We start from the raw sequence: 25036 nt of genomic DNA on the forward strand, positions 1-25036 counted from the left end.
TATCAAGGGTTTTCGGCAAAGGTGCTTCTTTCAGCTTCGGGCGGGTGTCCGCTCGCCGCTGCGGCTCGGTCACTCACTCCCGAAGCCACGGCAGCCGTCCACAGATATGGCGGAAGAAACCATAAAAAAGCCCTGCGCAGGTGCACAGGGCTTTGGTGATTCGCCGGGTCGAGCAGGCCTTTAGAAGCGGAAGCCGATGCCACCCTGCATGGTGAAGTAAGGGTCGGAGATGAGATGCTCCTTCATTTGTGCCTGAACAAAGAAGTTCTTGTTCAGCATGTATTCGACGCCGGCTCCCGGAGTTACACCGACATTGGTTTCATCGTCACTGACTTTACCAAAGGGTGTGCCGACTTCAATAGAATCGAAGCTGAGCTCCAGACTGGCCTGGCCGAAGACGCGCAGGTTTTTAACCTGCTTGATCGGATAGTAATAGCGGCAACCGACGGAAACGGGGACGCGGCTGAAATCAACATCTTCGTCAAAGCCAAATCCATGGAAATCGCCTGACCAGGATTCGTAGCCGATATCGCCGCGGATCTGCAGGGTGTCGTTGCGGGTTGCGGAAAGCTGGAGGAATTCGTAGCCGCCGCCGAAATTGAGTCCCCAGCCCAGATCACTTTCATCGTAAGGGGCGGTGGCAAAGCCGATGCCGAAGTCCAGTTCCGTGTCTCCCTTTGCTGCAAGGGCAGCAGAAGACATGCCCAATAACAGGGTGAAGCATGCTGCAATCAATACCACTTTCTTCATTTTTTCTTCCTCCTAAAATTTTAATGGCCCAATTCTCTAACAGAGTCTCGTCAGCTGTTAAGGAAGGGCCTGCATCAAGCGTATAGCACAAGCATTAATGAATGTAAACCAGAGAAAAGTTTGCAGGGGCTCATGAGCAGGCAGGGGCAGAGGTGAAATCGGCAGCAACTGTTGTACTAAATAAGTGTGGAAACAGGGTGCTGTTTCATAGTATAAAATGCTTCCTTGTCGCATGACTTTACCTGATTGGTGGACCCATGAAACTTCTCGACTCCGTACTGGCAGCGAACAAAAAGTTCGTGCAGCCCAATGCATTTCCCCCATTGCCCAAGTCGCCGAAAAAGCAGCTGGCAATCTTCACCTGCATGGATACCAGGCTGGTCCATTTTCTGGAACCGGCCATGGGCATCAAGCGCGGCGAGGCCAAAGTCATCAAGAATGCCGGCAACACTATCATAGATCCCTTTGGTGGCGTCATCCGCAGTCTGGTGGTTGCCGTTTTCCTCCTGGGGGTTGAGGAGATCTTCGTTATCGGCCACAAGGACTGCGGCATGTCCACCATCGATGCTCCCCACCTGAAGCAGAAGATGATCGAGCGCGGCATTGACGAGAGTGTCATCGATTCACTGGTCCCCGACCTTGGGCAGTGGATGGGTGCCTTTGCCTGCCCGGAGGAAAACGTGGAACGGGTAGTATCCATAATTCGCGACAGTCCCCTTATCCCCAGGGATATACCGGTCCACGGCCTTATTTTCTGCCCCAACGACGGCCATCTGGATGTGGTTGTCAACGGCTACTGAACTGCCCTGCTGACCACACGGAAACCCAATGTTCACAAAACTTTTTCTTCTTTTTCTCCTTGTCCCGGTAATTGAAATTTACCTGCTTCTCAAGGTCGGCTCCCTCATGGGCGCCATGCCGACGGTAGCGGTTCTTTTGGCCATAAGCCTTGCGGGTGCCTGGCTGGTGCGTCATCAGGGATTCATCGTCCTGCAACGGATTCAAACGGAACTCGCCCAGGGACGCCTGCCAGCATCGGAACTCATGGATGGCGCCCTGATCCTGATTGGTGGGGTGCTGCTCCTGACTCCCGGTTTCTTTACCGACTTCCTCGGCATATTTTTTATCTTCCCTCCCACCAGGATTCTTATCAAACGCCTGCTTGGCCAATGGCTGCAGCGCCGGCTAAGCAGGGGCAATTTCATTATCCGCACCCGTTTCTGACCTGTCCGATGCATACTTCCTTTGACTGCATTTCTTCGTAACGCCCCTTTCACCAATCAGAGACGAACCTCTTTTCTATTCAAACAGTACCTTCAAGTCCTCAAGTTTTCCACTAATTCTTCCGATATGGTTTAAGAATCCGTGAAAGCGAATCGCGATTCAAATAAACTAATCGGCCCTGTAAATGGAGGAAAAGTCATGTCATTGAGAAACCTGAGTATCGGCACCCGTATAAGTCTGGGATTCGGGCTTGTGTTGCTGCTTCTGCTTGCAGTGGGCGTCGTCGGCTACTGGGGAACGGGCAAGATCGCCAAAACCAGTGAAGCGATGATCGGCACCGAATCCAAAATAGGGGAGTACTTTGCCCGGGCCAGGGCCAACATCCTTTTCCTTCGCTTGTATGAGAAGGAGGTATTCGTACATGCGGGTGATGCAAAGGAGCAGGATGAATACGTAAAGAAGTGGAATGAGAAAAAGGAACGGCTGGATTTATGGTTTTCAGAGCTGGAAAAGATGCCCCTGTCCCCCCAGGAACGTGGAACTCTACAGGCGATTCAAGCCGAGATGGTCAAATATGGTGATGGTTTCAAGACGGTTCTGGCGGCTATTGGCAGCGGCACGGTAAAAACGACCGAAGAGGCCGACCGGGCCATCGCCCAATTCGAGAATGCGGCCGACAAGATGGAAAAGCAGACTTCGGAGGCGAGCAAGGCGGCCTTTGACAAGATCCACGCCAAGGAGAAAGAAATCCATCAGCTGGACCTGTACATAGGCCGGGTCATCCTGGTTCTGCCAATCCTGGCCATTGTATTGGCCATCGTGGTCACCGTACTGATCAGGCAGAGCATCGTCAAACCTATCCGCGAGATGAATGTCATGCTGGACGATATCGCTTGTGGTGAAGGTGATCTTACCAAACGCCTGATAGTCTCCTCCAACGATGAGATCGGGGCAGTGGGGAAATCCTTCAATATCTTCATGGAAAAACTCCACGACATCATTAACCAGGTGGCGCAAAGTTCCATGCAGGTGGCTTCTGCAGCCAATCAGCTTTATTCCACTTCCGAACAGATGGCGACTGGTGCGGAAGAGGTTGCTGCCCAGAGCGGCACGGTGGCCACAGCCAGCGAGGAAATGGCTGCAACTTCCGGTGAGATTGCCCAAAACTGTACCTATGCAGCTGCCGGGGCAAAGCAGACCAGTGATTCGGCCTCTACCGGGGCGGCTGTGGTCGAAACCACGGTTAAGGTCATGGCAAGGATCGCCGAGCGGGTGAAATCGTCATCCCGGACAGTGGAAAGCCTGGGAGACAGAGGTGAGCAGATCGGCGCCATCATCGGCACCATAGAGGACATTGCCGACCAGACCAACCTGCTTGCCTTGAATGCCGCCATCGAGGCTGCCAGGGCCGGTGAACAGGGACGCGGCTTTGCAGTGGTGGCCGATGAGGTTCGGGCACTTGCCGAACGTACCACCAAGGCGACCAGGGAAATCGGCACCATGATAAAGGCGATCCAGACTGAGACAAAAGACGCCGTCAGTGCCATGGAGGAAGGGGTCCGGGAAGTGGAAAGCGGCACGGCAGAGGCTGCCAAATCGGGAGAAGCCATCCAGGATATCCTGAACCAGATCGGCGCAGTCACCATGCAGGTGAACCAGATCGCCACCGCTGCCGAGGAACAGACCGCCACCACCTGTGAGATAAACAACAACATGCAGCAGATAACCGAGGTGGTTCAAGGGACGGCCAAGGGCGCCCAGGAATCGGCAGCCGCAGCCAGCAAAGTTGCCAGCCTCGCCGAGGGGCTGCATCAGCTGGTCGGGCAATTCAAGCTATAGGTTTCGGTGTTAAATAAATTAGCTTATGGAGGAATAAGTGAGCCTTTGGTCTGATCTCAAGGTAAAAACCAAGATACTGTCACTGGTCCTGATGGCACTCCTGATCCTGCTGCTTGTTGGTGGCATGGGGCTGGGCAACATGAAGTCCCTTGCCGGGAACGAAGGTGACATGGCTCTGGCTGTCAAGCATGTGGATATGCTGGGGGATATGAAAAACGATTTTCTGGCTGTGCGCCTCAATCTGGTGTATATGCTGGCTTTGAACGACAAGGCCAAAATAGCCGAGAAGGCCGATGATATTGCCAAGCGTAGCCAGAAGATAAAGGCTGACATATCCCAGTTTGCCAAGAGCGGCATAGAGCCCGAAGAGCAAAAGCTGATTGATTCCTTCAAAGAAGGATTCGAGGCCTACCTGGTTCAGGGGAATAAGCTGGCGGAAATGGCGAGAAACGGAGCCGATGATCCCACACTGAAATCAGCCGCAACCGCCTATGCCACTGCCGCCGTGGCGCCCCTTTATGAAAAACCGGCCACGGCGCTGGATGCACTGGTGGACATGAATGTGAAAGGCGCTGCGGCCACCTATGACAAAGATATAGCTGCTTATGACAGATCCTTTATCTTTCTGGTGGCGATAATCGCTATTGCCATCCTGGGACTGCTCGGCATCGGTCTTTTTATCGCTTCCTCCATAAGTAAGCCCCTGCAGGAGGTATTCGACACTTTGGCAGGCGTCGCGGCAGGCGATCTGACGGTCCGCACCCATATCAATTCCAGGGATGAGATGGGCATGCTGGCCGGAGAAGTGAATGAGATGGCCGTCAAACTCATGGACGCCATGAATCAGGTGGCCCAGACCAGCGTACAGGTTGCTTCCGCAGCCGAACAGCTCCATTGTACTTCCGAGCAGATGGCGACCGGTGCGGAGGAAGTAGCCGCCCAGGCCGCTACGGTGGCTACAGCCAGCGAGGAGATGGCGGCAACGTCAATGGAGATTGCCCAAAGTTGTCACCATGCTGCAGACGGAGGGCAGCAGGCTGACGAGAGGGCCTTGACCGGTGTGGAAGTGGTCAAGGAGACCGTGGCCGTAATGGGGCGCATAGCCGAGCGGGTAAAAACTTCGGCAGGAACTGTGTCCTGTCTCGGTTCAAGGAGCGACCAGATTGGCGAGATAGTCGGCACCATCGAGGATATTGCCGATCAGACCAACCTGCTGGCGCTCAATGCCGCCATCGAGGCGGCCAGGGCTGGGGAGCAGGGGCGTGGTTTTGCCGTGGTGGCCGACGAGGTCAGGGCGCTTGCCGAGCGCACCACCCGTGCCACCAGGGAAATAGGCGAGATGATCAAGGCTATTCAGCAGGAAACCAGGGATGCCGTCGGCGCCATGGAAGAGGGGGTAAAAGAGGTGGAAGCCGGGACCCGCGACGCGGCCAGATCCGGTGAAGCGCTACAGGAAATTCTGCAGCAGATCAACAACGTGACCATGCAGGTAAACCAGATTGCCACCGCTGCAGAGGAGCAGACGGCAACCACCAGTGAGATCAGCAACAATATTTATCAGATAACCGAGGTTGTCCATGGAACAGCCAAGGGGGCACTGGAATCGGTGGCTGCGGCACGGCAGTTGTCGGTGGTGGCGGAAAACCTGCAAAGTCTGGTGGGGCAGTTCCGCCTGGTTTGACAGCAATTTTACATGGAACTTTTGCACAAACGGGGGTATCATCGCCCCCGTTTTTTTGTATGACGCTCCTTGCAGGTTGTTGCACCGGGCTCTATTGGAGGGTATGCTGTCAGAAACCGCAGTCGGAGGAAAAATTGAAATATCCATCCGCAGTCAACCTGCCTTTTAACGGCGAAATCATAAAGGATCGCTTTACGCTTGCCCGTCCCGGAGAGGGGCGGGGAGACGGACCCGGGTACTGGATCATCATTCAGGGCAATGCAATGGTCGTAAAAGAGGAACAGGGAGCGATTTCCCTGCACGAAGGGACCCTACCCTCGTGGCTTGAGGCGAAGAGCGAACCACTCTGCTTCGGCTACTGGCAGAACAGCCCCATCTATGGAGTTGTCGTCGGGAAAAATCAAATTCTCCCTGCACCATATGTTGCCGAACCGTTCAATGCGGCGGAAGATGATCGCCTGGACGACTCTTTTCTGACCCTGGGGGGCCTTGCCCTGCAGACTCTCCATTGGGAACGGAACAGTGCCGTCTGTTCCCGCTGCGGCGGTAGTCTGCAAAGAATTGAGAACACCTGGGGCAAGCGCTGTCAGTCCTGTGCCTATGAACATTTTCCCCACATCAGTCCCTGTGTCATAGTGCTGGTGAAGCGTGGCGATCAATTTCTCCTGGGGCGGAAAAGCGTCTGGCCCGAGGGACGCTACAGCCTCATTGCCGGTTTCCTCGATTTCGGCGAATCCCTGGAGGAGTGCGTCCATCGTGAAGTGATGGAGGAGGCAGGTGTCGAGGTGGAGAACCTGCACTATGTGGGGAGCCAGAACTGGCCCTTTCCCAGCCAGCTCATGGCCGGCTTCGTCGCCGATTATGCCGGTGGCGAGATAAATATCGACGGCGAAGAGCTGGAAGATGTGCGCTGGTTCAGCAGGGATGCCATGCCCCCCTCATTGCCGGCAAAGAGAAGTATTGCCCGGTGGATCATCGACAGTTACACATGAAAAGGAGGACAGAATGCAGATACTGGCCGTCATTTACCGTCTTGCCGTTGCCCTGTGGTTGGGTGGAGTCGGCATCTTCACATTTATCGTCACCCCTATCGTCTTCAAGTCCTTCGGCAGGGATATGGCCGGCCGCATCGTCGGGGAAATTTTTCCGGCTTACTTCCGCTGGGGGCTTGTTTGCGGTGCAGTGGCGCTGGCCTCTCTGCTGGTGCTGCGGGGACGGAATTTCGTCCCGTCGCTGGCGATCATTGTAGTGATGCTGATCATGACTTCCTTCTCTGCATTTCATATAGAGCCGCGTCTGGCATCGCTCAAGAAGGAGATCCCCTCCTTCGAGACAACAGCGAAAGATCACCCGTTACGCCGGGAATTCACAAGACTTCATGCCGTTTCTGCCGTAAGCAATCTCTCGGTTTTCGGAGGGGGAGTGCTTCTTGTCATACTTCTGTAACAGGGGTGGTTATTCCTGCTGAAGGAGTCAATGAATGGAAATTCCCCATTATCCGGCTACGGCGGCCTTGGCCCTGGCCCACAAACCTCTCCTGGACGAGGTTTTCATCAGGCTGCAGCCGAAGGTATCGGAACTTACCTTTGCCAACCTTTACCTGTTTCGTGCTGCCCATGGTTATCGGTTGACAATGGTGGGGGATGCGCTGGTGGTGCTCGGGAAGGGGTATGATGGTGGCAATTACTTCCTGCCGCCTGTGGCTGGGGCTGCGGGAGAGGCATTAAACCGGCTCTTTGCCGAGGGCCTGCACCTCTATGGGGCCGATGAAGCCTTTGCCAGGCAACATCTGCAGCGGGACGACCTGGAGGTGACGGAAGACCGGGACAACTTCGACTACCTTTATCTGCGCTCGGACCTGGCCGAGCTGCCGGGCAACCGCTACCACAAGAAAAAGAACCGCATCAATTACTTCGCCGGCAGGCATCCATTTACCGTGGAGCCCTATGGGAATCAGCACCGGCAAGGGGCTTCGGCGCTCCTCGACGAATGGCAACGTGTCCATTCACAGACCGGGAGTGGATCATTCCTGCTTGAAGTGGATGCCGCCCGAGAGGCATTATTCATGACTGAGAAGCTTGGATTAAAAGGACTGGTGGTATTGGTCGAAGGAGAGGTCAAGGCTTTTGTCCTGGGGGAAAAACTCAACGATCAGACCTCTGTCTGTCATTTCCAGAAGGCCGATCCTTTTTTGGATGGGCTCTATCAGCTGACGGATCGCGAATTCAACCGTCTCCTCTTCACCGAATGCACCTATGTCAACCGTGAACAGGACCTGGGGGAGGCGAACTTGCGCGAATCGAAGCTTTCCTATCATCCGCTGGAACTGGTGAAGAAATATCGGGCCGGCAGGAGGGATGGTCGCCCGTGAACTTTCTTGCCCACCTGGCACTTTCCGGCAACAGGGCAGAGATCATGGTCGGCAACCTGATGGGGGATTTCGTCAAGGGACGTCTGGATGGGCGCTTTCCTGCCGGGATACAATTCGGGCTGGAACTGCACCGCAGGATCGATCGCTTTGCCGAGGACAGCGAGCACTTTATCAGGAGCCGGCACAGGATAGACGGCCGTTTCGGCCTGTTCAGGGGCGCGTTGGTCGACCTCTTCTACGATCATTTCCTGGCGAGGAACTGGCGCCTCTACCACAAGGAACCTCTGCTGCAGTTTATCGATACAAGCCACAGGACTGTTTGCCGGTTCAGCCAAGTTCTTCCCGAAAGACTGGAACAGCGGCTACCTGAGCTGTTCGGCAGCTGGCTTCCCTCTTACCGGGAGGTGGATGGCATAGATGTGGTGCTGAAGAGGATGTCGGCGCGGTTTAAGCGGCAAAATCCAATGGCGGAGGGGGCCGGTGAGCTGCAAAGGAATTATCTGACGCTGGCAGAGGATTTTCTCCTCTTTTACCCTGAGCTGCAAACCCATGTGGAGAATCTGCTCGGCAGTTTTCAGGATAATGAATAAAGTCTGTAGATTACCTGCTAGTGTCCCGTGCGGTTAGTTCACCGCAAGAATGAATTATCCGATCGGGACACTAGGGTTTCCTTCTCCCTGCCGGGCGAGCAGCCGTTTTGCTGCCGTGCCCGCTCCTTTGATCTTTCCTCCCGGAGTCGGCACTGCGGGGAGTGGCTGTGAATTTTGCACTCCCTATCTGTTTTGAACCTTCAGCCGATTTCTTTCCCGGCCCGGCCTTTGCTTCGCCACGTGTCTTCGAGCCGGTGCCGGCCCTGGGTGCCGTGCTTCCTTTCGAACCCAGCCCCGGCTTTTTCGGCCCGCCGAACTTTCCCGACCTGCCTGATTTCGACATGCCCGGTTTTTGCGGCCGGGCAATACTCACCGTGATCACCCGGTCAACCAGCAAAGCCCCGTCCAGTGTCTCCGCCACTTCCTTAAGATCTATGCCCGATGCCATGCGTACATAGCCGCAGTGTTTGAATTCGTTGGTCTCGGGATCGACGATCAGGTGCACCGAGGTGACCGTGCCCATTACCGAAAACAGCTTGCGCAGGTCCTCTTCCGAAGCATTGTCCGAGATATGTCCTACGTAAAGTTCCTTTGACATGTTCATTCCTTTTTAAATAATGTTGCAGCCTATGCTGCACTTTCTTTGCTGGTGCCGACGGCTCTTTCCGCACATTAGCACAGCCTCTTGCGCGTAATATACCTTGTTCCGACCAAACCACAAGCAATCTTTTTTGTTACACCGCCTACCCAAACTCACGAAAGGCGCAACACAAAAATAAAAAGTCCTTGCAGGCCGCAGGGACTTTTTATTATTCACAACTCTCTATCTCAAAGGATATCGATGTGGCTTGCCCTGACAACCAGGGATTCCTGCCTGAAAAGGAGTTCCAACCGTTCTCTGAATTCTTTCCACCAGCTGCGGTCCAATTCCTTTGCCATGACCTCGTAAATGACAATTTCATCCCTTACCGTGCTGGTTTTCCCCTCTTTCCATAAGCCTTCGGCGGGTGATCTGACATAGGTGGTTATTCCGCCGAAATGTTCGGCGAGCTCGTCCCTCACCTGGAGATAAATGGTTTGGGGGAAGGGGTGCCCGTCGTTGTCGAAAAGTGGGAGCAGCAGTTGGATCAGATGCATGTGATCACCTTTCTCTCTTTCTCCCGTTCCCTGGTAGGCCGTGAAGATTTGAACTTCTTGTAAATTCCGCCCCGGTTGTTCCACCTTTTTGCCTGAATGGGAATATTTTTCCAGTGGTACATAGTTCCAGCTACGTTAAATAGAGGTTTGCGTGACATGGTGAAACATTATCACCAGTCTTCAAATCTTCAAGGCCTGATAGTGAAGTTTGGTTGAGACGTTGTTTTATCATTTTTTATCTCTGGTGTATAAAAAAGAACGACCTCGGTTGGCGACCTTTCTTGGCGACAAAATCTTAAGTACGCCTAGTAATATTAGCAGCTTAAGAGGGTGGGGTGGATTGTATGTTGGACCCGATGATGCCCCCCTTTCTGCATCCGGTTCTTGTTTGGTGAGATGTGCTCTAAAAATATCTAAAGTTCTAAAACAATGTTTTCGATAAGAGAGGGTAGATCGGTAGTCGCACCTGCCGGAATTCAGGAATGCACACAGCAGCAAAGGGGGCTTAGATGGGGGTATTATCTAGTATCGCTACGAAACTGAAGGTGCCGGTTGTTTTGCAGGTTTTGCTCCTGGTGGTGGTGGGATTTTTCTACCTTTCCAGCCAGAATGAGGTCCGCTCCAGGCGCGAGCAAGCCAAGGAGATGGGGATGATTGTCGGGCGGCTGCAGTCTCTTGGAGTGGATATCCAGTTGCTGCTGCATGGGCAGGGTGACCTGCAGAAGGTGGAGGCCGAACTGGGCGCACAGTCGGCACAGATAAAGAAGCTCCCCATTGGTGGGCGGCTGGCATCTCCCCTTACGGGAATCAAAGCGGTTTTGCAGGATACGTCAAAGCTGTTCCGGCGCAACCTTGACATCGAGAAGGAGATCTTCCAGCTGACCGCCTTATCCATTGAGCAATCGGATCGGTTCATCGCCGATACCAGCGCAAAGCTGGCGGATCCGAGCCGTGAACGGTCCATTTCACGCCTTGAGCGCCAGGTTCTTGCCGGTGCCTCGGTGAACAGCGGCACCAACCACAATATCCGCGCTCTTTTCCTGCGCATAAAGGTGGACAGCAGCAAGCGGAAGGAGTTGATCGCCTACCTGGACACGGCCATCAGCAACGTGACGGACTCCCGGCAACGGCTTACCGGTACCCCGTTCATGGGGGCTGCACAAAAGGCGCTGGAGGCCAATCAGCGGATGCGGCAACTGGCATTGGAATACCAGGCGAACTGCGACAAGATCAGCGTGGCCAGCAAGGAAATCGAAAAACAGAGTAGCGTGATGCGGGAGGAACTTGACAGCTTCGCGGCAAAGAGCATGCTGGCCGGATATGATTTCTCCCAGGTCAGGATGGTGACCCTGCTCCTGGTGATATCTATCGCGGCCATAATTCTGGCGGTGTTGACCTGGTCGCTGTCGCGCAGCATTCTGCGACCGATAAGGGAGATGACGGCGGTATTGAGCAACATCGCCCAGGGAGAGGGGGATCTTACCCAGCGCCTTCCGGTGAACAGCAAAGATGAGATTGGCGAGGTCTGCGGGCTGTTCAACACCTTCATCGACAAGTTGCATGGCATTATCGGCCAGGTTGCCAAGACCGCGACACAGGTTGCCTCCTCGTCCGGCGTGCTTTTCGCCACCTCAGGACAACAGGCCACCGCCACCGAGGAGATGGCAGCCAAAGCAAGTACGTTGGCGACGGCGAGCGAAGAGATGGCGGCCACCATCAGCGGCATTGCTCAAAACTGCAATCTGGCGGCCGAACACTCCCAACTGGCCAACTCTGCCGCCGCTGCCGGCGCCCAGGTGGTGGAGTCGACCATCTCCGGGATGGCACGGATTGCGGTCAACACCCGTCTTTCCGCGAGTACTGTCTCAGCGCTAGGGGCGCGTTCCGAGCAGATCGGTGAAATAGTGGCCACCATCGAGGACATTGCGGACCAGACCAACCTTTTGGCGCTCAATGCCGCCATCGAGGCCGCGCGCGCCGGAGAGCAGGGGCGCGGTTTTGCCGTCGTAGCCGACGAGGTGCGGGCGCTGGCGGAACGGACGACCAATGCCACCAGGGAGATCGGTGAAATGATCAAGAGCATCCAGTGTGAAACCAGAAAGGCTGTCGCTGTGATGGAAGAGGGGGTCTCTGAAGTCGACAAGGGGACCGCTGCCGCCGCCCAGTCAGATTCTGCGCTGAAGGAGATCATTGAAAGGATGAATGAACTTTCGATGCAGGTAAGCCAGGTGGCCACGGCGGCGGAACAGCAGAGCTACACCACCACCGAAATAAGCAACAATATCGTGCAGATGACCCAGGTAATCAACCAAAGTTCGCGCGGGGCACAGGAATCAGCAGCAGCGACCTCCCAGCTCTCCGGTTTTGCCGACAATCTCCAAAGCCTGATGGGGCAGTTCAGGTTGTAGCGCCAGAGAAAACATAAAGGGGAAACTACAAGGCCCACTCAATAGCAGTGGGCCTTGTGGGGCGCGTTGTGGATGGTCTGCCTCCTAAAACACCGAAAATTTGAGATACCTCTTCGGGTTCTCCTTCAGGTCCTTCACCAGCAGGTTCATGTCGTCGATCATCTTGTTCATCTTATCGTAAAGGGCTTGATCGCTCACCAGCTTGCCGGCGGTCCCTTCGCCGCTGTTGATCCTGATGGCCACATCCTCGAAGGCTTTCACCGAGTTGTCGGCCCGCTCCAGCAGAGCCATTCCCTTGTCGTAGAATTCCCGGTCCTGGAGGAGCTTGCCAAAGGTGCCGTCTGGTGAGGTGAGCCGTTGCTTCAACTCGCGCACGTCTTCGGCGGCCTCCTTGCTCTGGTCGGCCAGGGCCACCATCTTGTCGTATAGCTCCCGGTCGTGGAGGAGCTTGCTCAAGGTGCCTTCGGACGACTGGATGTCCTTCATGGTGGCATCGGTCCGGTTGAGGATGGCCATGAGCCGGTCATAGGGTTCCCGGCTCTTGTTGAGTTTGCCCAGGGTTCCTTGGCCGCTGTTGGCGGTTTTGGCGAAGCTGTCCAACTCGGCGGTGAGGCTGACCAGGTTGTCGTAAAGCTTGGTATCCGTGGCAAGACGTCCCAGGCTACCTTCTCCCCGATTCATCTTGTCCAGGGAATGGTTAAACTTGTCGAAGGCCTTGCCCGCCTTCTGCATGACATCGTCCAGCTTGGTTATGGATGTGCCGTAGAGGCGGGTTTCCGGCACCTGGGTGATGTACAGGCTGGGGGTGACGTCCACATATTTCTCTCCCATGAGTCCCCGGGTCTTGACGGTGATGGCCGAATCCTTGCCGATCTTCTTCAGAGCGCTCTTTTCCACCTGCAGGACAATCTCTACTTCGTTGGTCTTGTTGGGTTTCTCGAACTGGATATCGGTGACAATGCCCACGTCTACCCCGGCCAGCCAGACGGGTGCCCCGACTTTGAGCCCGGCCACGTCGCTCATGATTACTGAAAGTTTTCCCTTGGGGACGAAAAACTTGGTTTTTTCACCCATCAGCAGGATCCCGCCGGCGAAAAAGAGCAGGGCGAAAATGATGAAGATTCCGGCTTTCAGTTGCGACCAGCCTATGTTATCGCTTCGTTTCATGTTCCATCACTTTCTCCGTTGAATTATTGGCAAAGAGGGACTTGTCGCTGGGGGAGAAGAATTCCCTCGTTTCAGTGGCCGGAAAGTCCAACAGCTCTTGCTTTGTGCCGTCAAAGACCAGCCGGGCGTTGTGGAGAAAAGAGAACCGCTGGGAAACCTTGAAGGCAGTATCCATATCGTGGGTTACCATCAGCGTCGTCTTTCCCTCCTCCTGCAGGCGCAGCATCAGGTTGCAGATGTTGTAGACGCCGATGGGATCGAGGCCGGTGGTCGGCTCATCGAAGAAGATGTAATCGGGATCGGCGGCCAAGGCCCTGGCGATGGCAACCCGCTTTTTCATTCCCCCGGACAGTTCGGCGGGATACAGGTCTATGGTCTGCTCCAGACCGACGAAACCCAGCTTTTCCAGAACGATCTTCTCTATTTCGCCCTGTGAGAGGTTCCCTTCCTCAAAAAGCCGGTAGCCGACATTTTCCCCGACAGTCATGGAATCGAAGAGGGCTCCACCCTGAAAGACGATGGCGATATTTTTCCGCACCCGGATCAGCTCCCGCTGCTTGAGCCCGGCGATATCATGGCCATCGATGGTGACCCTGCCGGAATGTACCGGCAGCAGTCCCAGGAGCAGCTTGAGAATGGTGGTCTTGCCGACGCCGCTGACGCCGAGAATGGTCCGGTTTAACCCCGGTTTGAGGAAAAGATCGAAATCATGGAGGATCTGCCGCCCGTTGACCGAGTAACAGACCTTGTCCATGCGTATGCCTTTTTCCCGAATATCAATCACAACCCGTCACCCGTCAACCGTCACCAATCACCGAATCACCAATCACCGAATCACCAATCACCGAAGCCACCAATCACCGAAGCCACCAATCACCGAAGCCACCAATCACCGAAGCCACCAATCACCGAAGCCACCAATCACCGAAGCCACCAATCACCGAAGTCACCGCTTATTCATCCCCTGAAGGCAATAAATATCTTGGCTATAAAAAAGTCGGTGACCAGTATGCTGACCGATGAAATCACCACCGCCCTTTTTGCCGATTCACCGACCCCTGCCGCGCCGCCATTGGTGCTGAGTCCCACATGGCAGCCGACCATGGCGATGATGAAGCCAAAGACGGCGGGCTTGACTACCCCTTCGATGAGATCCTGAAAAACCATGAACTGGGGGATCGATTTCCAGTACATGATGATGTTTATATCATAATTAGCCGCCATGATGTAACCGCCCACCAGGGAAACGGCATCGGTGATTATTGCCAGAAGCGGCATGGCAATTACTATTGCCTTTAATCTGGACGTGACCAGGCGCTTGATGATGTCGGTGCCTTCCACCTGCATGGCGTCCACTTGCTCGGTGACGACCATGGTGCCCAGTTCGGCGGTGATGGCCGAGCCGACTCTACCGGCGACCATCAGAGAAGAGAGCACCGGTCCCAGCTCCTTGACCATGGTAACTGCCACCATTCCTCCCACATAGCTGGTGGCGGCAAAGGGTTTGAGCTGGATGAGCGCCTGGAGGGCCATGACCATGCCAGTGAAGAGGCCGGTGAGGATGACGATGAACAGGGAGCCGACCCCGATCTTGTCCAGCTGGGTGGTGAAGTCGCGGTAATAGAATGGGGGGGTGACGATGCAGCCAATGGCGCGGGTCGATAGAAAAAAGAGTTCCTGGACCTCGAGGACGAAAGACTTCAGTGTGTTTTCGATAAGCTTTATGGGCATGTTATTGCTATTTCAGGGCCTGGACAAACGCTTCGCGGACGTCTTCGATGAAGATGAAATTCAGCTGCTCGCGTACGTCCTGGGGGATATCTTCCAGATCCTTTCGATTTCTTTCCGGTACGATCACCTTTTTTACTCCGGCGCGGCGGGCGGCCAGCACCTTTTCCTTGAGCCCGCCGATGGCCAGCACCCGGCCGGTAAGGCTGACTTCGCCGGTCATGGCCACGTCCCGCTGGGCTTCACGTCCTGAGAGCAGTGAAACCAGGGCGGTGGTCATGGTGATGCCGGCGGACGGACCGTCCTTGGGAATACTGCCGGCCGGCACGTGGATATGGATATTCATGCCGGTGAATTCCTTCGGGTCGATCTTCAGTTCGACGCAATTTGCCTCGACAAAGGAGAGGGCGGCCCGTGCCGATTCCTTCATGATTTCTCCCAGGGAACCGGTCAGGATCAGGTCTCCCTTGCCCTTCATGCGGTTCGCCTCGACGAAGATGATGTCGCCGCCGGTTTCGGTCCAGGCCAGGCCGGTGACGACGCCGACCCGGTCTTTTTCTGCCGTAACCTCGTCGAAGAATTTGCGCGGTCCGAGAAATTCCTCCACAAGTTCCTGTGTGATCTGCTCCCGTGGCGGCTTGTTCTGGGTGATTTCCTTGGCGACCTTGCGGCAGATGCTGCCGATATGGCGCTGCAGGTTGCGGACACCTGCCTCGCGGGTATGGTCGCGGATAATCTTGTAGATGGCGTCTTCACTGAACTTGGGCTGATATTTTGACAGGCCGTTTTCTTCGATCTCCCTGGGAATCAGATAGGTTACGGCGATTCTTTCCTTTTCCTCGTCCGTGTATCCGGAAAGGTTGATCACTTCCATTCTGTCCTTTAGGGCAGGGGGCACCGGATCGAGGATGTTGGCGGTGGTGATGAACATGACGTTGGTCAGATCGAAGGGGACGTCCAGATAATGGTCGGTGAAGGAAAAATTCTGTTCCGGATCCAGCACTTCAAGAAGTGCGCTGGCCGGATCGCCGCGAAAATCGATGCCGATCTTGTCCACCTCGTCCAGCATGAACACCGGGTTGTTGTGACCGGCACGATAGATTTCCTGGATGATACGGCCGGGAAGGGCACCGATATAAGTGCGCCGGTGGCCGCGGATTTCCGCCTCGTCCCGCATCCCCCCCAGGGAGACGCGGATGAATTTGCGTCCCAGAGCACGGGCTATTGAGCGGCCGAGGCTGGTCTTGCCCACACCCGGAGGGCCGACGAAGCAGAGAATCGGACCCTTCATCTTTTCCTTGAGCGTTCGCACCGCCAGGTATTCCAGAATCCGCTCCTTCACCTTTTTCAAATCGAAATGGTCCTGGTTGAGAACCTCTTCAGCCTGATTGATGTCCCGGTTGTCGATTGTGGCGTTCTGCCACGGCATATTGAGCAGGTAATCCAGATAGGTACGCGAGACGCTGTATTCCGGTGATGCCGGGTTGATCTTGTCCAGCCTTTTCAGTTCCTTTTCGGCAATCTTGCGCACCTCTTCGGGCATGCCGGCCGAAAGCAGCTTCTTGCGCAAATCCTTGATTTCCGTCTGGCGGTCGTCCTCTTCGCCCAGCTCTTCCTGGATCTGCTTCATCTGCTCCCGCAGCAAGTATTCCTTCTGGGTCTTGCCCACCTTCTTCGTCACTTCGGCCTGGACTTCCCCCTTTATCTGCAGGCGCTGCACCTCTGCGGTCAGGCTCATGTAGACCTTTTTCAGCCGCTCGATGGGATCGACAGTCTCCAGCAGCTTCTGCAGTTCGTCAGGGGGGAGGTTGACGTAGAGCGCCACCAGGTCCGAGAGCCGGCCGGGATTGTCAATGTAATCAATCATCTTCATCACATCATCGGGCAGAGGGCGGCCATAGGAAAGGGCTATTTTCAAGAGGGCGTTGAGGCTTGAGACCAGCGCTTCAGAAACCACCGACTTTTCGGCGAATTCCCGCACCTGTTCCACCCGCACCAGGGGAATGGGGTTTTCCTGGGGCATATCCACGAGCCGAACCCGGGCAAGTCCCTCCAGGACAACCTTTGCGCCACCTTCTGCCATCCTGGTAAGCTGGTTGATCTTACAGATGGTGCCGATTTCGTTGAGGGAGGAGAGCAGCCGCTCCGAGGACTCGTTCCTCAGCTTGAAGAGGGTGATCATGTTGTCGAAGGGAATCGCCTCTTCGAAAACTGCGATTTCCTCATTGGTGATGAAGAGGGGGAAAACCATGTAAGGAAAGGCGACCATGTCCCGCAACGGGAAGAGGGGAACCATTTCCGGCATTCTCAGCGACTGGTTCTCGGTCATGGGGTGTCCTTGCTCGCCCTTTAAATAAGGCAATTGTAGAGATTCAAAACAATTAAAGAGTAACCAGTTAAGGGGGTGATGTCAAGATTGCATCCCTTCCCACTCCGCATAAAGCGCGGCGATGCGGGAGGTCAAGGTTTCGTGTTCTTCTCCCATCCGGCGCGCCGTCCCATGATCGGCAAAAGACTCAGGGGCTGCCATTCGCTCTTCCAGCCCGGCAAGCACGTTTTCAGTCTTTTCTATTTCGGCTTCCAGCTCAGCCAGGCGTTTCTGGCGCCCCTTTTCCTCGCGTTGCCGCTGCTTCTCTTCCTCGCGCTGGCGCAGTCTGTCCTCTTTGGAGGCGGTTGCTGGTCGTTGGTCGGCGGTCGGTGGTGCTTGGTTGGCTTGCTCTGCCAGAGGCACATCCTCTGCTTTTTTGGCTAGATAATACTCATAGTCTCCCATGAAGCTGTTTATCTTCCCGTCCCCAACCTCCACAACCCGGGTGGCCAGGCCGTCGATAAAGTGCCGGTCGTGGGAAACGAAGACTACGGTGCCGGAAAAGGCCGCCAGGGCGCCAAGCAGCACCTCCTTGCTGAACAGGTCCAGATGGTTGGTCGGTTCGTCCATGAGGAGCAGGTTGGAGGGGCGTAGGAGCATCTTGGCCAGGGCCAGGCGGTTGCGTTCGCCACCTGAGAGCACCGAGACCTTTTTTTGGATGTCGTCCCCGGAGAAGAGAAAGGCGCCGAGGATGTCCCTCAGCTGCGGCACCATGTCGAAGGGGGCGTCGGCCAGGATCTCTTCATAGACGCTCTGCTCGCCGTTCAGCTCCTGGGCCTGATCCTGGGCGAAATAGTCGCGGACGACGTTATGGCCAAGAGTCAGCTCTCCCCCCTGGAAATTCCCTCCGGCCAGCACCTTCATCAGAGTAGACTTGCCGGCACCGTTGTGCCCCACCAGGGCAACCCGTTCTTCCTTTTCTATGGTGAGATCGATGCCATCGAGGACCACATTGCTGCCGTAGGCTTTGCGCACCCCCTTCAGTTCCACCACCATCCGGCCGCTCTTGGGCGGATCGGGGAAGCGGAAACGGATTCTCTTTCGCTCCGGCGGCAGGACGATCCGCTCGATCTTTTCCAACTGCTTGATGCGGGACTGGACCAGGGCCGCCTTGTCCGCCTTGTAACGGAAGCGGGAGATGAAATCCTCGATCTTTTGCACTTCTTCATCCTGGCGGCGTTTCGCCTCCCGCAGGGCCGAAACCCGCTCTTCCCGCAGGACAAGATAGCGGCTGTAGTTGCAGTGGTAGTCGGTGAGGGTGTGGTTCCAGACCTCGGTGATGCGGGAGCAGACCTGATCCAGGAAAAAGCGGTCGTGGGAAACGAGGATCACCGAATAGGGGTAGGACTGGAGGTAGCCCTCCAGCCAGTTGCGCGCCTCGATGTCCAGGTGGTTGGTGGGCTCGTCCAAGAGCAGCACGTTGGGCTTTTGCAACAAAAGTTTGGCCAGGGCGATGCGCATCTGCCAGCCACCGGAAAACTCGCCGCATTCCTTCTGCCAGTCGCTGGCGAGAAAACCCAGGCCGGTGAGGACATTGCCCACCTCGGCTTCCATGGCGTAGCCCCCCTTGAGGCGGAACTCCTCCTGGAGATGGCCGAAGCGGTACAGGAGTCCTTCGTGCCCCGGATCTTCATGGGGCATTTCGGCCAGCCTGGCCGTGAGAACGGCCAGTTCCTTTTCGATGGCCTGCAGCTCCGAAAGGGCGGTCATCACTTCGGCAAAGAGTCCTCTTCCCTTGGTGACGATGCCGTCCTGGGGGAGATAGCCGACGGTTGCTCCTTTGGCGAACTGGAGATCGCCGCTGGTATGTTCCACCTGGCCGGCGATGATGCGCATGAGCGTCGACTTGCCCGCTCCGTTCTCGCCGACCAGGCCGACCCGCTCCCCCTTCTTCAGGTGCCAGTCGATCTGGGTAAAAAGCGGCTTACCCGCAAAATCTTTGGAAAGTTGTTTCAGGTGCAGCATTGGAAATCCTTGGAGATAAGTATGAACAACGGCGGGTATTGTAGGGGCGAGGGGTGATTTTGTCAATTAAGGTTCGGATTGCACCCGATTGAAACAGACGAAGAAGGCGAGTTAAAAAATAAAACTTATGTCTCCACATTCATGTATGCCGGTTCCATGCTTCACAAATTCTGCGTCGGCAAGCTTATCCAACGCCACACGTGCCTTTGACAGAAAAGACCTTTGAATATCCAATCTTTTGTGACCAGGCAGAAGCCTCGACACGTGCTCAATGGAATCTATACGTTTTATCGAATCGTGTAACTTCCACGGGTCCGTGCTCGGGTAGCTGGCGTACACAGTGCCCTCATAAAGAAGATCTCCGGTGCAAAGGTATCCCGTCTCTTCCTCAAATACGCAGATATGTCCGGGCGAGTGTCCCGGTGTGTGTAATATTTTGAGCTGCCGGTCCCCCAAATTGATTACATCGTTATCATGCAAAACATGCCGGGGCTTTCCCACGAACGGGTGATAGTTGTATGGGTCGAAACACCTTGGCAACTTTTGCGAAAATGGTTCTTTAAACAAGTTTGACAGGATCTCCTGTGACGAAATCGGCAAACCGTGTTCGAGCCATCCTTGATCATCTTCGTGAATGGCCAATTCATCGAATTCCCCGTGCCCACCGATATGATCCCAATGACAGTGCGTCGTAAGGACAACAATCTGAAGTTGCGTCAGCTTGCGCACAACGTCACTTATCCGGCCAATACCCAACCCAGTGTCTATCAGTGCAGCCTTGCGGCTTCCTTCGAACAAGTAGGAATGGCCCTGTTCCCAGTGTCCATATTCACTGATCGCTGTAGTTCTGCGGTTGATACATTCTATTGTGAACCAAGAATTTGTCATATTGTATTTTTGCAGGCGGAGAAAACAGCGGGATCAGCCGTCGACATGAGGCAAAATCTTGACTGTTTCGTCCTCAACAATGCACTTTGTCCTATGTCGAGGGCAGACCCTTTATCTGTCCCTTAATGCTAAGGTTTGTAGATTTTTTGGAGCATTCGGATCACTTCTGATGAGGTCGAATTGATTTTGGCCTTGTCAGTGTAGAAAATTCAGAACTGAAAGTTGTAAGCGCTACTATTGCCTCGCAGTGGCTAAATCATTTCTTCCGCTTATCCCCCTGGAGATAATCGGCCAGGATCGACCGGCTGTGCTCGTCATCGTGGCAGTAGACACAGAGGTTTTCCCAGTTGCTGCCGTCGGGCGGGTTGTAATTATGATTGCCGTCCTTGTGATGGACGGTGAGCAGGTGGAGATTGTCCAGGTCGAATTCCCGGCCGCACTTGGCACAGATCCAGCCATGGAGCTTGAGGGAACGCTCCCGGTAGTTGTCCGGCGCCTTTTGTCCTGCCTTCATTTTGCGAATTATCTCATCGGCTTCTTCTTGTGTTTTTGCCACAGGTTTCGGGGCGCGTGGACGAAAGGATGGGGCCATGATTTCCTCCGGTTTTCCTTAGTTTTTTATAGTAAAGATCGTCTGCAAAAGCCAGCACATTTTCGGAGCTGTAGTCATTCAAACTCCTGTAGAAGGGGTAAATATCAGCGAGATAATAGTTTTTTCTTATGAAGTGTTGCGAAACTCTGTTATACTCTCAGGGTTTTGTGTGCGGTACAGCTGCCGGTGTGGCGGCAGTATCTCTCAAATGCCATGAAACAAGGATTCCGCCGCGCGGGGGTTACCCCCTGCTGCCAGGCTATTAAACAAAGAGGGTCGATGGGCGAAAAAACAGCCTGTCCCCGGTAAAGGATTGAGAATGTCGAAAAAAATGTTGATCAATGCGCTCCATGCCGAAGAGGCGCGGGTGGCTATCGTCGAGGACGGTCACCTGGTGGAGCTGGATATCGAGATTGCCGGGAGCGAACAGACCCGCGGCAACGTCTACAAAGGTGTGGTGGTCCGGGTGGAACCTGGCCTGCAGGCCGCATTTGTGGATATCGGCCATAAAAAACTCGGCTTTCTCCAGATGGGGGAAATTCACCCGGAAAACTGGCAGTGGCGTGACGATGTGCCCGAAGAGCAGCGTAACCGGCGGCCCCGCATCCAGGAGATCCTCCGCCGGGGCCAGGAGCTCATCGTTCAGGTGGAAAAGGGTGAACGGGACAATAAGGGCGCCGCCCTGACCACCTACATTTCCCTTCCCGGCCGCTATATGGTGCTCATGCCGGGAAGCGACTCCGCCGGTATCTCCCGCAAGGTGGAGAGCGAAAGCGAGAGGAAAAAGCTCAAGGAGATGGTGGCTGACCTGGAGATCCCGGAAGGTATTGGCTACATCATGCGCACCGAGGCGATGGGGCGGACCAAAACGGAACTGGCCAAGGATCTGCAGTACCTGGTTAAGCTCTACAGCAGCATTCGGGAAAAGGGGGCTGAACTCAAGGGCGCCGGTCTGATCTACCAGGAATCGGATCTGGTTATCCGCACCATTCGCGATTACTTCAACGCCGAGATCGATGAAGTGCTTGTGGACAGCAAGGATGTCTACAAGCAGGCACGGGCTTTCTTCAAGGAAACCATGCCGAAATATGAAAAGCTGGTGAAGATGCACCAGGAAAAAAGGCCGATTTTCTCCCGTTATCAGCTGGAGGAGCAGATCGACCTTATCTACGAGAAGAAGGTGCCGCTGAAATCGGGAGGCTCCATCTTCATCGAACCCACCGAAGCCCTCGTTTCCATCGATGTTAACTCGGGAAAATCCACCGGCGAAAAAGGGGTCGAGGATACCGCCTTCAAGACCAATCTGGAAGCGGCCGCCGAGGCGGCCAGACAGCTGCGCCTGCGCGACCTTGGGGGGCTGATAGTCATCGACTTCATCGACATGCGCGAACGCAAACACAACAACGAAGTGGAGAAAGCGCTGAAGACCGCCCTCAAGGGGGACAAAGCCAGGGTCACCGTTGGCAAAATATCCCAGTTCGGCCTTTTGGAGATGTCCCGGCAACGGATCAAGCAGACCATCAACCAGGCCAGCTCCCTGGAGTGCCCCCACTGTGAAGGTCGGGGCAAGGTCAAATCGGTGGAGGCCATGGCTGTATCCTTTTTGCGTAAGGTCCATGCTGCTGCCGCCAAGGGTACCGTCGCCGAAGTGCGTGGTGGCCTGCCCCTTGAGGTTGCTTATTTTCTGTTGAACCGGAAGAAGCGGGAGTTGGCCCAGATTGAGACCGATTACGATCTGGATGTGACGGTAAAGGGGAAGCCATCGTTTTTGCTGAACCAGATAGAGCTTGAGTTGATCAAGCGGGAAAAGCCATTTACGGAAGAGATAGCGCCGGAAGTCCCCACTACGGAAGCGGGAGTGCCTGCTTTGGCGGCTGCTGCAGCAGAGGCGCCTCCTGCCGAAGAAGGGAAACCGAAGAAAAAGAGGCGGCGCAAGAAGAAACACCATGTGGAGGGGGAAGCTGCACCACTGGGCGAAGAGATCGCGGTACCTCCCGCCGTTGAATCGGCTGAAGAGGAAGGACACGAGGCTGCAGCGGAGACCACCGAGACCGTTGAAGTATCGGGAGCCGAAGTTGCCGAAGAGCACAAGAAAAAGCGCCGGCGTAGACGGCGCCGCGGCGGCAAGGGGGCAGGCGAGGCTGTTGCTCCGGCAGAGACCTCCACAGTGCCGGAGATCGCAGCCTCTACCGGGGAAGCAATATCTGAGCAGGCTGCTGAACCGGCAACGGAAGGTGAAACCACTGCCGAGGAAAGCAAGAAAAAACGCCGCCGCCGTCGCAAACGAGGTGGCAAGCAAGCCACTTCCGAGGCCGTAGCCGGGGCCGGGGCCGAAACGGCTCACGCCGGGGAAGCTGCCCAGGAGGTGCCGCAACAACCTGAAAAGCCGGCGGAACAGCCGGCAGAGGAGAAGGCTAAAAAACCCCGCGCTCCGCGAAAAAAGAAGCCGGCGGCTGAAGCTGTACCGGAAGCTCCTGCACCGGTAGAGGTGCCCGAAACAGAGCCGGCAAAACCGAAACGGGCTGCGCGCCCTCGAAAGGCAGCGCCTGAAAAGAGTGAGGAACCCCAGGCCGAGCCGGCTGGCGAAGCTCAGGAAAAACCCAAGCGCAAACGGGCTCCACGTAAGAAGAAAGAAGAATCCCCGGCTGAGTAAATTTTTATATCGCCAGTTGCGGAGGATGTATGGATATCTTCAAAATCGCAGCGGTCGCAGTTCTTATTGCTTCATCGACGGCTAACGCCGCCCGGTTTGGAGGGGTGGAAGAGGTTTCGGCGTACCTGGCTCCCCACTATTTCCAGTGGGAGGAATTCCATCAGGGCGAGAAATTGCTCCGGGAGCAGGGCTGGTTGATGGCCGCCGGCGGAGTCGCCAGAATAAACCTGGTCAAGGCAGAGGCAGGTTCCCTTGTCGCAACGGGCAAGGCTGAGCTGTTCGGCGGGATTGCCGATTACGACGGGCAGACGCAGGGGCCGGAGAATCTGCCGGTGAAAACTGACGTCAATTACTTCGGTACAAGGGAGGATATCGACCTTGGCTGGCGAATTTCCCAACAGAAGGTGTCCATGGAGCCTTTCTTCGGTTTTGGTGCCCGCTGGTGGCTGAGAGATCTGGAAAATTCCATGACAATAGATAGAGCGGGCATGCCCGTGGAGGTGAATGGCTATACCGAGGACTGGCGCAGCTTTTATCTGCGTCTGGGGGGGCGGCTGGACGTTGCCGTGACTGACGACTGGCGCATCTTTACCGAGGGGGGGGCGAAATACCCTTTTTATACCGAAAACGTCGTGGAAATCTCTGGTAGGGATATCACGATCAAACCGGACGGAAGCTGGTCTGCCTTTGCCGAGGTGGGGGCACGCTACAAGAAGCTCAAGTTCAGCACTTTTTATGAAGGTTTCCGCTACGACCAATCTCCAGGAGTCCTGGTCGGAACCAACCAGTTCTTCCAGCCCACCTCAAAATCCGATATCTTCGGTCTCAGGCTAGGCTGGGCCTTCAGGTAAATATGCAGACGGTTATCTTTATAGGAATATTCGGCGCATTAGGGTGCCTGTGCCGCTACTACCTTTCTGGCTGGGTCTATGACATCGTCGGCAGGGCTTTTCCCTACGGCACCTTTGCCGTCAATATTATCGGTGCCTTTCTCATCGGTCTGATCATGGAGTTTTCCCTGCGCAGCACGCTGGTTTCTCCCCAGTTGCGCGTTGGGCTGACCATCGGTTTTCTTGGAGGGCTTACCACCTTTTCCACCTTCAGCTACGAAACATTCCGCCTTCTTGAGGATGGGGAACTGCTGATAGCTTCGGTAAACGTGCTCACCAGCGTCCTGGTATGTCTGGTGTTTACCTGGTTGGGAATCGCGGCGGCTCGATATATCTAGACCCTCCTTCAATCCCCCCATTCCATAGGGGGAAAGCGAACATACGTGAGCAGGAGAGTGCAGGAGGAATTGACTATGACCAAGCTGACCGGCGAACAGGTATTGATGCGGATCTTTATCGGTGAAAGCGACCGCCACGGCCATATCCCCCTCTACGAGGCACTGGTGGAACTGTTGCGCAGGGAGGGACTCGCCGGGGCGACGGTAATCCGCTGCATTGCCGGCTTCGGCGCCCACAGCGTCTACCATACGGATAAATTACTCCGTCTCTCCACCGATCTGCCCGTCATCGTCGAGGTGGTGGACAGCCAGGAAAGGATTGACGCCGTCATGCCTGCCATCGACGGGATGATGGACGGCGGCATGATCACCCTGGAAAAGGCCACCGTCATCCGCTACAGCCACCACGATAAAAAATAAGCCTGACTTCCCCCACCTGCCGCTGTT

The 25036-nt window shown here is 55.4% G+C and carries 23 protein-coding genes; 13 read left to right on the top strand and 10 right to left on the bottom strand.

Annotated elements, in window-relative coordinates; genetic code table 11:
- Positions 1 to 180: 180 nt before the first annotated feature.
- A complete protein-coding gene (locus GEOB_RS09590; RefSeq protein ID WP_012647011.1) occupies positions 181 to 750 on the bottom strand; it encodes a porin family protein in 570 nt (189 codons plus the stop codon).
- Between the two features lie 257 nt (positions 751 to 1007).
- Here GEOB_RS09590 and GEOB_RS09595 point away from each other — a divergent pair, with 257 nt between their 5' ends.
- From GEOB_RS09595 to GEOB_RS09630, 8 genes are all read left to right on the top strand, one after another.
- Positions 1008 to 1550 (top strand): beta-class carbonic anhydrase, encoded by a 543-nt coding sequence (locus GEOB_RS09595; RefSeq protein WP_012647012.1) that lies wholly within the window; start codon positions 1008 to 1010, stop codon positions 1548 to 1550.
- A 28-nt stretch (positions 1551 to 1578) separates the two neighbouring features.
- Positions 1579 to 1974, top strand: coding sequence for an FxsA family protein (locus GEOB_RS09600; RefSeq protein ID WP_012647013.1), 396 nt, complete (start codon positions 1579 to 1581; stop codon positions 1972 to 1974).
- A 198-nt stretch (positions 1975 to 2172) separates the two neighbouring features.
- A complete protein-coding gene (locus GEOB_RS09605; RefSeq protein ID WP_012647014.1) occupies positions 2173 to 3813 on the top strand; it encodes a methyl-accepting chemotaxis protein in 1641 nt (546 codons plus the stop codon).
- 37 nt (positions 3814 to 3850) lie between these two features.
- Positions 3851 to 5494 (top strand): methyl-accepting chemotaxis protein, encoded by a 1644-nt coding sequence (locus GEOB_RS09610; RefSeq protein ID WP_012647015.1) that lies wholly within the window; start codon positions 3851 to 3853, stop codon positions 5492 to 5494.
- 134 nt (positions 5495 to 5628) lie between these two features.
- The gene (gene nudC, locus GEOB_RS09615; RefSeq protein ID WP_012647016.1) at positions 5629 to 6486 is read left to right on the top strand and encodes an NAD(+) diphosphatase; all 858 of its coding nucleotides are present in this window, start codon (positions 5629 to 5631) and stop codon (positions 6484 to 6486) included.
- 13 nt (positions 6487 to 6499) lie between these two features.
- A complete protein-coding gene (locus GEOB_RS09620) occupies positions 6500 to 6940 on the top strand; it encodes a DUF4149 domain-containing protein (RefSeq protein ID WP_012647017.1) in 441 nt (146 codons plus the stop codon).
- A 34-nt stretch (positions 6941 to 6974) separates the two neighbouring features.
- A complete protein-coding gene (locus GEOB_RS09625; protein ID WP_012647018.1) occupies positions 6975 to 7865 on the top strand; it encodes a DUF2156 domain-containing protein in 891 nt (296 codons plus the stop codon).
- Positions 7862 to 8455: an acyl carrier protein phosphodiesterase gene (locus tag GEOB_RS09630; RefSeq protein WP_012647019.1), complete on the top strand. Its 594-nt coding sequence runs from the start codon at positions 7862 to 7864 to the stop codon at positions 8453 to 8455. Before GEOB_RS09625 ends, GEOB_RS09630 begins: the two co-directional genes overlap by 4 nt.
- A 70-nt stretch (positions 8456 to 8525) precedes the next feature.
- Here GEOB_RS09630 and GEOB_RS19325 read toward each other — a convergent pair whose 3' ends face one another.
- Both GEOB_RS19325 and GEOB_RS09640 read right to left on the bottom strand, forming a co-directional pair.
- The gene (locus tag GEOB_RS19325; protein WP_012647020.1) at positions 8526 to 9053 is read right to left on the bottom strand and encodes an RNA recognition motif domain-containing protein; all 528 of its coding nucleotides are present in this window, start codon (positions 9051 to 9053) and stop codon (positions 8526 to 8528) included.
- A 230-nt stretch (positions 9054 to 9283) separates the two neighbouring features.
- Positions 9284 to 9592 (bottom strand): hypothetical protein, encoded by a 309-nt coding sequence (locus GEOB_RS09640; RefSeq protein ID WP_012647021.1) that lies wholly within the window; start codon positions 9590 to 9592, stop codon positions 9284 to 9286.
- Positions 9593 to 10101: 509 nt separating this feature from the next.
- On the opposite strand from GEOB_RS09640, the gene GEOB_RS09645 reads away from it, so the two are divergent.
- The gene (locus GEOB_RS09645; protein ID WP_012647022.1) at positions 10102 to 12000 is read left to right on the top strand and encodes a methyl-accepting chemotaxis protein; all 1899 of its coding nucleotides are present in this window, start codon (positions 10102 to 10104) and stop codon (positions 11998 to 12000) included.
- Between the two features lie 84 nt (positions 12001 to 12084).
- Here GEOB_RS09645 and GEOB_RS09650 read toward each other — a convergent pair whose 3' ends face one another.
- The 7 genes from GEOB_RS09650 to GEOB_RS09680 form a co-directional block, all read right to left on the bottom strand.
- The gene (locus GEOB_RS09650) at positions 12085 to 13167 is read right to left on the bottom strand and encodes an MlaD family protein (RefSeq protein ID WP_012647023.1); all 1083 of its coding nucleotides are present in this window, start codon (positions 13165 to 13167) and stop codon (positions 12085 to 12087) included.
- Complete coding sequence (locus tag GEOB_RS09655; RefSeq protein WP_230198925.1) at positions 13151 to 13951, bottom strand: ABC transporter ATP-binding protein; 801 nt, start codon at positions 13949 to 13951, stop codon at positions 13151 to 13153. The genes GEOB_RS09650 and GEOB_RS09655 overlap by 17 nt, the downstream gene beginning before the upstream one ends.
- Before the next feature lie 173 nt (positions 13952 to 14124).
- The gene (locus GEOB_RS09660) at positions 14125 to 14898 is read right to left on the bottom strand and encodes an MlaE family ABC transporter permease (RefSeq protein ID WP_012647025.1); all 774 of its coding nucleotides are present in this window, start codon (positions 14896 to 14898) and stop codon (positions 14125 to 14127) included.
- Positions 14899 to 14905: 7 nt separating this feature from the next.
- Complete coding sequence (gene lon, locus GEOB_RS09665) at positions 14906 to 17224, bottom strand: endopeptidase La (RefSeq protein WP_012647026.1); 2319 nt, start codon at positions 17222 to 17224, stop codon at positions 14906 to 14908.
- Between the two features lie 81 nt (positions 17225 to 17305).
- Positions 17306 to 19228: an ABC-F family ATP-binding cassette domain-containing protein gene (locus GEOB_RS09670; RefSeq protein ID WP_012647027.1), complete on the bottom strand. Its 1923-nt coding sequence runs from the start codon at positions 19226 to 19228 to the stop codon at positions 17306 to 17308.
- Positions 19229 to 19339: 111 nt separating this feature from the next.
- A complete protein-coding gene (locus GEOB_RS20670; RefSeq protein ID WP_012647028.1) occupies positions 19340 to 20116 on the bottom strand; it encodes an MBL fold metallo-hydrolase in 777 nt (258 codons plus the stop codon).
- Positions 20117 to 20372: 256 nt separating this feature from the next.
- Positions 20373 to 20708, bottom strand: coding sequence for a YajD family HNH nuclease (locus GEOB_RS09680; protein ID WP_012647029.1), 336 nt, complete (start codon positions 20706 to 20708; stop codon positions 20373 to 20375).
- 319 nt (positions 20709 to 21027) lie between these two features.
- On the opposite strand from GEOB_RS09680, the gene GEOB_RS09685 reads away from it, so the two are divergent.
- From GEOB_RS09685 to GEOB_RS09700, 4 genes are all read left to right on the top strand, one after another.
- Positions 21028 to 23361, top strand: a complete 2334-nt coding sequence (locus GEOB_RS09685) for an Rne/Rng family ribonuclease (RefSeq protein ID WP_012647030.1) — start codon at positions 21028 to 21030, stop codon at positions 23359 to 23361.
- 29 nt (positions 23362 to 23390) lie between these two features.
- Positions 23391 to 24212: a hypothetical protein gene (locus tag GEOB_RS09690; protein WP_012647031.1), complete on the top strand. Its 822-nt coding sequence runs from the start codon at positions 23391 to 23393 to the stop codon at positions 24210 to 24212.
- Positions 24213 to 24214: 2 nt separating this feature from the next.
- A complete protein-coding gene (gene crcB / locus GEOB_RS09695; protein WP_012647032.1) occupies positions 24215 to 24589 on the top strand; it encodes a fluoride efflux transporter CrcB in 375 nt (124 codons plus the stop codon).
- Positions 24590 to 24664: 75 nt separating this feature from the next.
- A complete protein-coding gene (locus GEOB_RS09700; protein WP_012647033.1) occupies positions 24665 to 25009 on the top strand; it encodes a DUF190 domain-containing protein in 345 nt (114 codons plus the stop codon).
- Positions 25010 to 25036 lie beyond the last annotated feature (27 nt).

The sequence above is a fragment of the Geotalea daltonii FRC-32 genome (assembly GCF_000022265.1).
Classification (GTDB): Bacteria; Desulfobacterota; Desulfuromonadia; order Geobacterales; family Geobacteraceae; genus Geotalea; species Geotalea daltonii.